Source organism: Stakelama pacifica (genome assembly GCF_004361835.1).
GTDB lineage: Bacteria > Pseudomonadota > Alphaproteobacteria > Sphingomonadales > Sphingomonadaceae > Sphingomonas > Sphingomonas pacifica.
On sequence record NZ_SNWD01000002.1, the window covers coordinates 177,372 to 190,051 of the forward strand.

At 63.1% G+C, this 12,680-nt stretch carries 11 protein-coding genes; 6 read left to right on the plus strand and 5 right to left on the minus strand.

Annotated elements, in window-relative coordinates; all coding sequences use genetic code 11:
- Nucleotides 1–9: 9 nt before the first annotated feature.
- Nucleotides 10–615: a flavin reductase family protein gene (locus EV664_RS04030; protein WP_133494414.1), complete on the minus strand. Its 606-nt coding sequence runs from the start codon at nt 613–615 to the stop codon at nt 10–12.
- Nucleotides 616–717: 102 nt separating this feature from the next.
- Between EV664_RS04030 and EV664_RS04035 the strand changes: the two genes are divergently transcribed.
- The 6 genes from EV664_RS04035 to EV664_RS04060 all read left to right on the plus strand — a co-directional run bounded on the left by EV664_RS04035 (nt 718) and on the right by EV664_RS04060 (nt 7,991).
- Nucleotides 718–1,434, plus strand: coding sequence for a cytochrome b/b6 domain-containing protein (locus EV664_RS04035; RefSeq protein WP_133494415.1), 717 nt, complete (start codon nt 718–720; stop codon nt 1,432–1,434).
- Nucleotides 1,431–2,198 carry a molybdopterin-dependent oxidoreductase gene (locus EV664_RS04040; protein ID WP_133494416.1) on the plus strand — a complete coding sequence of 256 codons (768 nt, stop codon included), beginning with the start codon at nt 1,431–1,433 and terminating at the stop codon, nt 2,196–2,198. The genes EV664_RS04035 and EV664_RS04040 overlap by 4 nt, the downstream gene beginning before the upstream one ends.
- A 49-nt stretch (nt 2,199–2,247) precedes the next feature.
- The gene (locus tag EV664_RS04045) at nt 2,248–3,504 is read left to right on the plus strand and encodes an SAM-dependent methyltransferase (protein ID WP_133494417.1); all 1,257 of its coding nucleotides are present in this window, start codon (nt 2,248–2,250) and stop codon (nt 3,502–3,504) included.
- A 53-nt stretch (nt 3,505–3,557) separates the two neighbouring features.
- Nucleotides 3,558–4,880, plus strand: a complete 1,323-nt coding sequence (locus tag EV664_RS04050) for an MATE family efflux transporter (protein WP_133494418.1) — start codon at nt 3,558–3,560, stop codon at nt 4,878–4,880.
- Nucleotides 4,881–4,932: 52 nt separating this feature from the next.
- On the plus strand, nt 4,933–6,165 hold the full coding sequence (locus tag EV664_RS04055) for an argininosuccinate synthase (RefSeq protein ID WP_133494419.1): 1,233 nt from the start codon (nt 4,933–4,935) through the stop codon (nt 6,163–6,165).
- A 65-nt stretch (nt 6,166–6,230) separates the two neighbouring features.
- Nucleotides 6,231–7,991, plus strand: coding sequence for a hypothetical protein (locus EV664_RS04060; RefSeq protein WP_229668109.1), 1,761 nt, complete (start codon nt 6,231–6,233; stop codon nt 7,989–7,991).
- Here the strand turns inward: EV664_RS04060 and EV664_RS04065 are convergent.
- The 4 genes from EV664_RS04065 to sseA all read right to left on the minus strand — a co-directional run bounded on the left by EV664_RS04065 (nt 7,952) and on the right by sseA (nt 12,649).
- Complete coding sequence (locus EV664_RS04065) at nt 7,952–9,091, minus strand: GNAT family N-acetyltransferase (RefSeq protein ID WP_133494420.1); 1,140 nt, start codon at nt 9,089–9,091, stop codon at nt 7,952–7,954. The genes EV664_RS04060 and EV664_RS04065 overlap by 40 nt on opposite strands.
- A 209-nt stretch (nt 9,092–9,300) precedes the next feature.
- Nucleotides 9,301–10,623, minus strand: a complete 1,323-nt coding sequence (locus EV664_RS04070) for a mechanosensitive ion channel family protein (RefSeq protein WP_229668108.1) — start codon at nt 10,621–10,623, stop codon at nt 9,301–9,303.
- A complete protein-coding gene (gene metC, locus EV664_RS04075; RefSeq protein ID WP_188656363.1) occupies nt 10,602–11,798 on the minus strand; it encodes a cystathionine beta-lyase in 1,197 nt (398 codons plus the stop codon). The genes EV664_RS04070 and metC overlap by 22 nt, the downstream gene beginning before the upstream one ends.
- Nucleotides 11,795–12,649 carry a 3-mercaptopyruvate sulfurtransferase gene (gene sseA / locus EV664_RS04080; RefSeq protein WP_133494727.1) on the minus strand — a complete coding sequence of 285 codons (855 nt, stop codon included), beginning with the start codon at nt 12,647–12,649 and terminating at the stop codon, nt 11,795–11,797. Before sseA ends, metC begins: the two co-directional genes overlap by 4 nt.
- Nucleotides 12,650–12,680: the final 31 nt, after the last annotated feature.

Sequence of the window (12,680 nt, forward strand, 5' to 3'; positions counted from 1 at the left end):
GGCCCGGCGTCATTCGGGGCGCAGCATTTCGAATTTTTCGCCCGGTTCGAAATAATCGCCCCGGCCGCCGCCGCGCATGATCGGGCGGGCCTTTGCCGTGTCGTACACGCCGTCGACGATCAGGTCGCGATCGATATGAATGCCGACCACCTCGCCGAGCACCAGCCAGCTTTCGATATCGCCCCCGGCAGCGGTTTTCAGCTGGACGATCTGGCTCGTCCGGCATTCGAACTGGACGCGCGACGCCGAGACCCGGCCCGGCTTCACCAGTCTGGAAGGGGCCTGTTCCAGCCCCGAATGGTCGAATTCATCGACCCTTTGCATGGTGGAGGTCCGGTTCATCGCCTCTGCCACCTCGCGGGTTGCGAGGTTCCAGACGAATTCGCCGGTCGTCTTTGCATTTGCGACGCTGTCCTTCCACCCGACCGAGCAGAAACCGATCACCGGCGGGCGATAGTTGAACAGGTTGAAGAAGGAATAGGGCGCAAGGTTACGCTCCCCCTCCGCGCTCAGCGTGCTGACCCAGCCGATGGGCCGCGGCGCGACGATCGAATTCAGCGGATCATGGGCGAGACCATGCCCGTTTGCGGGCTCGTAAAAATGCATGTCAGCCATGGTTCATCTAGTCGCGTCTTTATGCTGCACAATCAAGCGCCGACAAAGCAGGGCAGGCATGCTATTCGGCCATGCCCACGGGCCAGCGAGCGGGAACGGACGATGGAACGGCAAAAGCGCGACGGAAAAATCTATCGGCACCGGCTGCCGACGCGGGTCTGGCACTGGGTGAGCGCAGTGACGATCTTCGTCATGCTGGGGTCGGGGCTGATGATCCTGAACGCGCATCCGCATTTATATTGGGGCCAGTATGGCGCGAATTACGACCATCCGTGGATCAGCTTTTCGCGCTTTCCGGGATGGGCGACGATTCCGTCGACCTATAATCTGGCGCTTGCCCGGCGCTGGCATCTTACTTTCGCGCTGCTGCTCGCATTCGGCCTGCTGCTGTTCATGCTGGTGAGCCTGATAAATCGCCATTTTCAGCGCGATCTGCGCATTCGCGCGCATGAGGTCGCGCCGCGCCATTTGTGGCACGATATGAAGCAGCATCTCGCCTTTCGCTTTCACGATCCCGCCAATCCCGGCGCGTTCAACATACTGCAAAAATTGTCTTATGCCGCCGTCATCTTCGTGCTGCTGCCCGTGCTGATCGGAACCGGACTGACCATGTCCCCGGGGATCGACGCCGCATGGCCATGGCTGCTCGATCTGTTCGGCGGACGGCAATCGGCGCGATCGATCCACTTCATCGCCGCCGCGCTGATCGTATTGTTCATCATCGTGCACCTGACGCTCGTCATCCTTGCCGGACCGATCCGCGAGGTGCGCGCGATGATCACCGGCTGGTGGAAAATCCCCGAAGGAGAAGACGCATGAGCCGCTTGTTCACCCGGCGCGGTGTGACGACGGGGCTGATCGCGGGCGCGGGCGGGCTGCTTTCGGGCTGCGACGCGCTGGGCCGCAACGAGACCTTCCGCAAAATCCTCTATTCGGGCGATGATGCGAACCGGACGCTGCAACGGCTGGTGAGCGACCGCAACGCGCTTGCCCGCGAATATGCCGCGCCGGAAATGTCGCCGCGATTCCGGACCAACGGCACGCGCAATCCGAATACCGATGCGTATAACGCGCTCGCCGCAAATGATTTCGCCGACTGGCGGCTGAACATCGGCGGGCTGGTCGAACGCCCGCTCAACATCGGGATCGACCGGCTGCGCTCGCTTCCCGCCCGGACCCAGATCACCCGGCATGACTGTGTCGAGGGGTGGAGCGCGATCGGCAAATGGACGGGCCCCCGCCTGTCGATGCTGCTCGACGCCGCGCGGCTGAAGCCGGAGGCGCGCTATATCGTGTTCCACTGCGCCGACCGCTATCGCGGCGGCACGGTTCCCTATTACGAATCGATCGACCTGATCGATGCCTTTCACCCGCAAACGATTCTGGCGTGGGCGATGAACGACGCGCCGCTATCGGTCGGCCATGGCGCGCCAGTACGCCTGCGCGTCGAACGGCAGCTGGGATATAAGCACGCAAAATACGTTATGGGGATCGAAGCGGTCGCCTCGCTTGCCGGAATCGGCGGCGGAAAAGGGGGACTTTGGGAGGATATTGCCGGCTATGACTGGTATGCCGGGATATAATGTACGGTTGAGACTGGAATCCGCCGCGCGAACGCACTAATTCCGCGCCATGGCACTGATCGATCGATTTCTAGACCGGATGGTACAGCGCGGTGAGCTGACCGTCATTTTCCCCAATGGCAGGCAGCGTACCTTCGGCACGCCCGACCCCGAACTCGGATCGGTGACGATCCGGATGAAGGATCGCAAGGTCTTCACGCAGATCCTCGCCGATCCCGCGCTGGGTGCCGCCGAAAGCTATATGGACGGTCGGCTGGAGGTCGAACAGGGCGATATTCGCGACCTGATCGTGCTGGCCCGCGCCAATGACGCATGGGAAGACAAGCGCAGCACGCTGGGCGCCAGCATGCCGCGCCGGGTGATGAATGCCATCGCGCACAAGGTGCAGAGCCGCAATGCGGCGAAGACGTCGAAACAGAATGTCGCGCATCATTACGATCTGTCCGAGCGGCTGTACGACCTTTTCCTCGACGCTGACAGGCAATATAGCTGTGCCTATTGGACCGATCCGGAAAACGAGACGCTGGAACAGGCGCAGCTCGACAAGAAAGCGCATATCGCGGCCAAGCTGTATCTGAAGCCGGGTATGAAGGTGCTCGATATCGGCTGCGGCTGGGGCGGCATGGCGCTGTATCTGCATGAGAAATACGGGGTCGAGGTGCTCGGCGTCACGCTGAGCGAAGAGCAGATCAAGATCGCAAAGGCGCGCGCCGAAGCGGCAGGCGTTGCCGACAAGGTCAAATTCCAGCTGATCGATTATCGCGATATCGACGGCAAATTCGACCGGATCGTGTCGGTCGGGATGTTCGAACATGTCGGAACGCCGCAATATCCGGTCTTCTTCAAAAAATGCCGCGAGCTGCTCACCGATGAAGGCGTGATGCTGATCCACACGATCGGCCGCATGGGCCCTCCGGGCGTCACCGATACTTTCACGCTGAAATATATCTTCCCCGGCGGCTATATCCCAGCACTGTCGGAGATGATCGCGCCGAACGAACCGAACCATATGTTCGTGACCGATGTCGAGGTGCTCCGCCTGCATTACGGCTATACGCTGAAAAGCTGGTACGACCGCACGGTTGCGGCAAAGGAGCAGATCATCGAGCTGTACGATGAGCGCTTCTACCGCATGTGGCTCTACTATCTCGCAGGGGCGGAAACGGCGTTCAGCTATGACGAGATGGTCAATTTTCAGGTGCAATATGCGCGCAACCGCCACACTTTGCCGATCACGCGCGATTATATGATCGCGGAAGAGGCAAGGCTCACGGGGTCTGCGGACCGGCAACAGGCCGCCGAATAAACCGGCAAGCGGCGGTGGCAATCGCCGCCGCTCCGCCATAAAGCGGCGCGGACATGACCGCCCGCCCTCTCAGCCGCGCCGCGATCTTCGCACAGGCATGGCCCATCATATTGGGTCAGACGACGGTGCCGCTCGTCGGCCTTGCCGATACGGTGGTGATCGGGCGGACCGGCGATGCGGCGGCGCTCGCCGGGGTGGCGCTCGGCACCACGGTCATCAATTTCCTGTTCTGGACCTTCGGCTTCCTGCGCATGGGGATGACCGGCATGACCGCGCAGGCACTGGGCGCGGACGATAGCGAAGAAGTGCGCGCGATGCTGGTGCGGGGGCTGGCACTTGGCCTCGGCATCGGCGCTGCATTGTTCGCGCTGCAATGGCTGCTGATCCCCGCCGCCTTTGCGTTGCTGGCGGGCGGGGAGGCGCTGGACGCGTCGGCAAAAGGCTATGTCGCGGCACGCTTCTGGGGGGCGCCTGCTTCGCTTGGCGTTTTCGCGATCAATGGCTGGCTGCTGGGGCTGGGCCGCACGCGCGCGGCGCTGCTGCTCCAGATCGTCATGAACCTTATCAATGCCGCGCTCGACATCCTGTTCGTCTGGCGGCTTGGCATGGGCGCAGGGGGCGTGGGGCTCGGCACCGCGATCGCCGAATGGGCAGCGCTTGCCACGGGGCTTGGCATTGCCGTATATGTGCTCGGCCCCGGCGCGATTGCCGCGATCCGCACGCAGCGAGCCAGCCTGTTCACCGCACCTGCAATCCGCCGCCTGTTCGCGGTGAACGCCAATATCATGATCCGCACCATCGCCCTGCTGCTGATGTTCGCATGGTTCGCCAATGCGGGCGCGCGGCTGGGCACGGTGCCGCTCGCCGCCAATCAGGTGCTGATGCAGTTCGTCAGCATCTCCGCCTTCGTGCTCGACGGGTTCGCCTTCACTGCCGAATCGCGGATCGGTGGCGCGATCGGCAGGGGGTCGCATAGCGATTATCTGCGCGCGATCCGCCTGACGGGTGAGTTCACCTTTGGCGCGGGGCTGATCTTCGCACTGCTGATCTGGATCAGCGGCGTGCCCGTAATCGCGTTCGTCACCGATAATCAGGCGGTGCGCGCTACGGCGGGCAGCCTGCTCCATTTCACCGCGCTCGTGCCGCTGATCGGAGCGCCCGCATGGCTGCTCGACGGGATTTTCATCGGCGCGACCGAGGGCAGAGCGCTGCGCAACAGCGCGGTTGTCGCCACCGCCGCCTATGTCCTCACCGACCTTGCGCTGCGCCCCATGGCGGCGGACGGCGTATGGATCGCGCTGCTGTCGGGCTATGCCTATCGCGCACTCGCGCTCGGCTGCTATATGCCCCGGCTCACGCGAAGCATTGCGCGCTAGCCCTCAGCGCAATAGAGCGCGCGGGTTTATAGCTGCTTTTTCGGAGATACTGATGGCCGACAAGATCGATCGCCCGGATATCAAAAAGGTCGTGCTCGCTTATTCGGGCGGCCTCGACACGAGCGTGATCCTGAAATGGCTGCAGACCGAATATGGCTGCGAAGTGGTCACCTTCACCGCTGATCTGGGGCAAGGCGAGGAGCTGGAGCCTGCCCGCAAAAAGGCCGAAGCGGCGGGCGTGAAGTCCGAACATATCTATATCGACGATCTGCGCGAAGAGTTCGTTCGCGACTTCGTCTTCCCGATGATGCGCGCCAATGCGATGTATGAAGGGCTGTATCTGCTCGGCACGTCGATTGCGCGCCCGCTGATTTCGAAGCGGCTGATCGAGATTGCCGCCGAAGTCGGCGCCGATGCGGTGGCGCATGGCGCGACGGGCAAGGGTAACGATCAGGTTCGGTTCGAACTGTCGGCCTATGCGCTCAACCCGGATATCAAAGTCATTGCGCCCTGGCGCGAATGGGATCTGAACAGCCGCACCGCGCTGATCGATTTCGCCGAAAAGCATCAGATTCAGGTGCCCAAGGACAAGCGCGGCGAAAGCCCCTTCTCCACCGACGCGAACCTGCTCCACACCTCGTCCGAGGGCAAGGTGCTCGAAGATCCGTGGGAAGAAGTCCCCGATTATGTCTTCTCGCGCACGGTCAATCCGGAAGACGCGCCCGATCAGGCGGAAGTCATCACGATCGATTTCGAAAAGGGCGACGGCGTCGCGCTGAACGGCGAAGCGATGAGTCCGGCGACGCTGCTTGAGGCGCTCAACGAACTTGGCCGCAAGCACGGTATCGGCCGCCTCGATCTGGTCGAAAACCGCTTTGTCGGCATGAAGAGCCGCGGCATGTACGAAACGCCGGGCGGCACCATCTATGCCGCCGCGCACCGCGCGATCGAACAGATCACGCTCGATCGCGGCGCGGCGCATCTCAAAGATGAGCTGATGCCGCGCTATGCCGAGCTGATCTATAACGGCTTCTGGTATTCGCCTGAGCGCGAGATGCTGCAGGCCGCAATCGACCATAGTCAGGAAAAGGTCGCGGGCACGGTCAAGCTGAAGCTCTACAAGGGCGGCGTCCATATCATCGGCCGCAAATCGCCGCATTCGCTGTACAGCGAAAAGGTCGTGACGTTCGAAGACGACGAAGGCGCGTACGACCAGCGCGATGCCGCCGGTTTCATCAAGCTGAATGCGCTTCGCCTGCGCCTGCTGGGCCGCCGCGACGCATAAAGCGGAACGGGGGCGAGCAGTGAAATGCTTGCCCCTCTCCGCTGCATCGCAGTAAAAGCCGCGCGATGAACCGGGTAACAAAGGTCAAACTCAACTGGTGGCAAACGCGCGCGTTTGTCGTGGCGATGGTGCTTGTCGCCATGATCCCGCTGGTCTGGCCCGATATCCCGCCGCTGGTCGACCTGCCCGGCCATATGGGCCGCTATCGCGTGCAACAGGCCTATGACAGCGTTCCCTGGCTGAAGGACTGGTATAATTTTCAGTGGAGCCTGATCGGCAATCTGGGCGTCGATCTGCTCGTCATTCCGCTGGGCGCGCTGATCGGGCTGGAAGCGGCGGTGAAGCTGATCGTGATCGCGATTCCGGCGCTCACCGCTCTTGGGCTGCTGTGGATCGCACGCGAGGTGCATGGCCGCATCCCGGCAACCGCGTTGTTCGCGCTGCCGCTGGTGTACAGCTTCCCCTTCTATTTCGGCTTCGTCAATTTCGCGCTCTCGATGGCGCTGGCGCTTAATGCGTTCGCGTTATGGCTGCGGCTGGGACGGCTGAACAAATTTCGGCTGCGCGCCGCGATTTTCGTACCGCTCTCCTTCATCATCTGGGTCGCGCATACCTATGGCTGGGGGCTGCTCGGCCTGCTCGCTTTTTCGGGCGAACTGGTTCGCGAGCGCGACCGGCGCGAGGATCGCTGGCAGAGCTGGATTGCCGCCGCTTTCTATGCCGGGCTGCATTGCATCGTGCTTGCCGGGCCCGCCGTGCTGATGGTGGCGTGGCGAACGGGCCATGTTTCGGGGCAGACCTTCGACTGGTTCAACTGGCGCGCGAAGATGCTGTGGGTGACGCAGGTTTTCCGCGACCGCTGGCAGCTTTTCGACCTGTCCTGCCTTGCCGTCCTGTATCTGGTGCTACTGCGCGGGCTGCGCGATCCGAACATCCAATATTCGCGCAACCTGACGCTGTCGGCGCTGCTGCTGCTCGCCGTCTATATCCTGTTGCCGCGCGTGGTGTTCGGATCGGCCTATGCCGATATGCGGCTGGTGCCGTACATCTTCATGGTCGCGCTGATCGCCATTCGCCCGCGCCCCGGCCTGTCGATGCGCCGGGCGCATATCATCGCGGCGATCGGCCTTGCCTTTTTCGGGGTGCGCATGGGCGCGACGGCGGCGAGCTTCTATCTTTACGACAAGGCCTATGATCGCAATCTGGCGGCGCTGAACCATCTTCCCGTCGGTGCGCGGCTCGTCACCTTTGTGGGCGAGACCTGTTACAACGAATGGAAGATGACGCGGCTTCAGCATCTTGCCGGAATCGCGCTCGAACGCCGTCTGGCGTACGCTAACGACCAATGGTCGATGGAGGGCGGGCAGCTGCTCACCGTTCGCTTCCCCGAGGGGCAGGGCTATCGCCACGACCCGTCGGAGATCGTCAGCGACGTCCAATGCCCGCGCGAATGGTGGCGGCCGATCGCGGGCGCGCTGGCGGGGTTCCCCCGCTCCGCGTTCGACTATGTCTGGATGATCGAACCGCCCGCGTATGACAAACGGCTGGAGGCAGGGCTGATCCCCGTATGGCGTGACGGATCGAACGCGCTGTTCCGCATCGATCATGATGCGGCGGCCCCGCGCCTGCGCATGGAGGATCTCGGCCCCTATGGCCCCGAGATGTTCGCCCGCGCACGGCATGACAAGCGCCTCGCCGCGCGGCTGGCGCTATCCGATGACGGGAAAAATCGGGTGGCGAAGGACGGCCCGAAAAGCGCGTCGGTCACCAAAAACGATGTGCCCGGTCACCCCGATCGTTTGAAGGGCGCAAGCTCGCCCAGATAATCCTGTTCCTCAGCCATCGCCGCTGCCTCATGCGCCACATAGTCGGCGACCGCGCGGCGGAAATTGGGATCGGGGATATAATGCGCCGACCATGTGGGCACGGGCACATAGCCGCGCGCGAGCTTATGCTCGCCCTGCGCGCCCGCCTCTACCCGGGCAAGGCCGCGCGCGATCGCGGCGTCGATCGCCTGATAATAGCAAAGCTCGAAATGAAGGAAGGGTACGTCCTCGCTGCAGCCCCAATAGCGGCCATACAGCGCATCCTCTCCGATCAGGTTCAGCGCCCCCGCGATCGGCACGCCGTCGCGCTCAGCGAACATCAGCAGCACCTTGTCGCCCATCGTCTCGCCCAGCAGGGAGAAGAAGGGGCGCGTAAGATAGGGGCGCCCCCATTTGCGCGCGCCGGTATCCTGATAAAATTCCCAAAAGGCGTCCCAATGCGCCTCCTGTATCTCGCTGCCGGTCAGGTGACGAATGGTGAGCCCCTCGACCGCGCGGGCGCGCTCCTTGCGCACGGCCTTGCGCTTGCGGCTGGCGAGCGCGTCAAGGAAATCGTCGAAACTCGCATAGCCCTGATTCGCCCAGTGGAACTGATTGCCCCGTCGGATCAGCCAGCCCGCATCGCGGAACGCCGCCACCTGATCGGGTTCGACAAAGGTCGCATGGGCGGAGGACAGGCGGTTATTGTCGGTCACCGCCTCCAGCGCGGCGATCAGCGCGGGCGCGGCCTGTGCGGCGCGCAGCAACAGCCGCGGCCCCGGCACGGGGGTGAAGGGAACCGCGATTTGCAGCTTCGGGTAATAATCGCCGCCTGCCCGTTCCCATGCATCGGCCCAGCCATGGTCGAAGACATATTCGCCCTGGCTATGCCCCTTGGCATAAGCAGGCGCGATTGCGGCGGGCCTGCCGTCCGAATCATCGACGATGACCGGCAGCGCCTGCCAGCCGGTGCCCGGCCCGACCGACCCCGATGCTTCGAGCGCGCTTAAAAAAGCATGGGAAAGAAACGGATTCGCGGCTCCGGCACAGGCGTCCCATTCGGCAGCGGGCACGGAAGCGACGCCGTCGGCGATGCGGGCGGTGATCGATTGAGAATTCACCGCCCCTATGTAGGGCGCTGAGGCGTCAGCGAAAAGACAGCGGCTCGTACAAGGCTATGTTGCGTTGCACCCATGACATGATCGTCATTGCGAGCCCCGAAGGGGCGCGGCAATCCAGATCCCCGCGCTCGAAATTAACCCTCTCTGGATCGCCGCGTCGCTACGCTCCTCGCGATGCCGACATCCGTAGCACATCATGCTTGATCGTATCAGCCTTTGTCCGCACCCGGCTTTGCCGCTTCGGCCCAGCTCTTCACATGCACGTCGCGCTGCGGGAACGGGATTTCGATGCCGTTATCCTTGAACAGATACCATAGCCGGTTGAGCACGTCGGAGCGGACATTGCCCACCCCGCCTTCGGGATCGTTGATCCATGCCAGAATCTCATGCTCGACCGAGCTGTCGCCATAGGCGGCAAGCCACACATTGGGCTTGGGCGTTTTCAGCACGCGGGGCGAATCCTTCGCCGCCTGAAGCATCAGTTCCTGCGCGAGTTTGAGGTCGCAATCATAGGAAACCCCGACCGGAATCCGCACGCGGACATTCCGGTCCGAATAGGACCAGTTTTCCACCTCCTGCGTCATCAGATTTTCGTTCGGGATCAGATGTTCTTTCCCGTCGCGGGTAATGACGCTGACCGCGCGCACGCCGATCTTGTTCACCCAGCCGAAACTGTCGCCCACCACGATCACGTCGCCCGGTTTGATCGACCGGTCCATCAGCAGGATGATCCCGGCGATCAGATTGCCGACCGTCTTTTGCAGACCGAAACCGACCGCTAGGCCAAGCGCGCCCGAAAATACCGCAAAGGTCGTCAGGTCGATTTGCAGGAAATCGATGCCGATAAAGAAGGCGACGATCAGCACCGCGATACCGGCGAGTTTCTGGATCAGCAGCTTTTGCGCGGGGTCGAAGCTTTTGGCGCGGGCGATCGAATGGGCGATCACCCGGTTGGCGAGCCGGACGAGCGCGAACAATATGATCGCCGCAACCGCGATCGTCGCCAGCGACAGCAGCGAATACCGTCGGCTGCCGACCGAAAACCCGACCGTATCGAGCAAGGCGAGCAGGTTGAACTCGTTCGTCGCATTATGGATCGCGCCCGACAGGACGACGACGAACAGCACCGCAGCAACCAGCCATGCCAGTTGTCGCGGCAATTGCAGGCCGCGCAAAATGCTGCGCGAACCCAGCGCGACCGCGCCGCCCATGGCAAGGCCGATGATGATCGCCGACAGTCCGTTCCACACCCAGCCATTGCTGATCAGCGCGAGCAGCAGCGCGACGGTGGCATGGCGCGCAATCTTGCCCATGCGTGGGGCAAGCCCCTCGCCATAGCCGCCGACGACCTTGCTCCACAGCGCCTCGAGCCGGTCGCCCGAATAGCGATCGACCAGCCAGCCGCACAGCAGCGCGAGCAGGACCAGCGCGAACGCCACCGCCGTCTGGACCATGTCGGCGGTTGTCGGACGGGCGATCCCGTTCGACGCGAGCCAGATGGCGATATCGTTCAGCGGTTCGGTCGGCAGCATCGCAACCCCTGTTCCAGATCGGCGATAAGGTCGTCGGGGTCTTCCAGACCAATATGCAGCCGCACCGCAGGCCCTTGCGCCTTCCACGGCACGACCTTGCGAAGCTTGTCGGGATCGATGGGAATGGCGAGGCTTTCAAACCCGCCCCAGCTGAACCCGATGCCGAACAGCCTGAGCGAATCGATCATCGCCGCGCGCTGATCGTCGCTGCAATCGTTCAGCACGATGCTGAACAGCCCCGAAGCGCCCGCAAAGTCGCGATGAAAAAATTCGCTGCCCGGGCAGTCGTCGAGTGCCGGGTGCAGGACGCGCGCCACTTCCGGCTGTTCCTTCAGCCATTTGGCGATGCGCAGCGCGCTCTCTCCATGCTGCTTCAGTCGCACGCCCATGGTGCGCAATCCGCGCGAGCCGAGCCATGCATCGTCCGGCCCCACGGTCTGGCCAAGCTGGAAGCTGGTCGAGCGCAACTGATGCCAATGCTCCTTCGTCGTCGTCACCGATCCGAGCATCACGTCGGAATGGCCGACGATATATTTGGTGCAGGCAAGGATAGAGAAATCCACGCCCCTTGCGATCGCGGGAAACAGCAACGGCGTCGCCCAGGTATTGTCGAGCAGCGTCACCAGCCCGCGCTCCTTTGCCACCGCGACGATCGCCGGAATATCCTGCACCTCGAAGGTCAGGCTTCCGGGGCTTTCGAGGAAGATGGCGCGCGTATTCTCTCCGATCAGCTCTGCGATTCCCGCGCCGATCATCGGATCGTACACTCGCGTGGTGATGCCGAACCGCTTCAGCATCCCATTGGCGAAAGACGTGGTCGGTTCATAGGCGCTGTCAGGCAGCAGCAATTCGTCACCCGGCGACAATACCGACAGCAGGGCCGCCGAAATCGCCGCAACGCCGCTGGGATAGAGGAAGGTCGCCTCCGCCCCCGGCTCCATTTCGGTCAGCGCGTCGGCGAGCGCCCATTGCGTCGGCGTGCCGCGCCGCCCGTAAAACAGGCGGTGATGCGTGTCGCGCGTCGCATTGGCGCGCATATCGGCGATGCTGTCATACAGGATGGTCGAGGCACGCCAGACCGGCGGGTTGACGATCCCTCGTGTCCATTCCTTGCGCCGGCCCGCCGTGACCAGCCGGGTGCCCTGTCCGATGTCGCTGTCGCCCGTATCGCTCACGCTTTACCCAATTCCTTTGGTCCCAGTTCCTTCGGCGCGGTCGGTTCCGCGCCCCATTCGCTCCAGCTACCATCATATAGCGCCGCTTGTCGCCCAAGCAGATGCAGCCCGAATGTCAGCACTGCGGCGGTGACGCCCGATCCGCAGGTGGTCACGATCGGCCGGTCGATATCGACCCCCGCCGCTTCGATCGCCGCCGCCAGTTCCTTGCCCCGCTTCCATGTGCCGTCGCTGTGGAACAGGCCGGGATAATAGAGGTTACGCGACCCCGGAATATGCCCCGGTTCGACGCCGGGGCGGCTTTCGGGCTCGCTGCCGGCAAAGCGCGCGGGCGAGCGGGCATCGACGACCTGCTCCGCACCGCTGTCGAGATTGGCCTTCATCGCGGCAAGATCGCGCACGCCCGATCGATCCGACCGGGTTGCGAAATCGCCCGGATCATAGGGCAAATTCCCGGTTTCGAGCTGCCGCCCCTCGGCCTGCCACCGCGCTATACCGCCATCGAGGATCGCGACCTGCTCCGCACCGAACACGCGCAGCATCCACCATCCGCGCGCCGCGCTGTGCAGTGGTGATCCGTCATACAGCACCACCCGGTCGCCGCTATCGATGCCAAGCGCGCGCATATGGTCCGCGAACGCTTCGTCCTGCGGCAGCATCATCGGCAGGCCTGCATCGGGATCGGCGATTGCCGCAAGGGTCATGAAGCGCGCGCCCGGAATATGCCCGTCCGCGAATTCGGCGCGCGCGTCGCGGCCCATTTCTGGCAGGAACAGACTGGCGTCGAGGATTTTAAGATCCCCCGCACCGCCATTTTCGGCAAGCCATTGAGTCGAAACCAGCGCTTCCATGATCGAACCCCCTGCACTGCGCATCATCGCG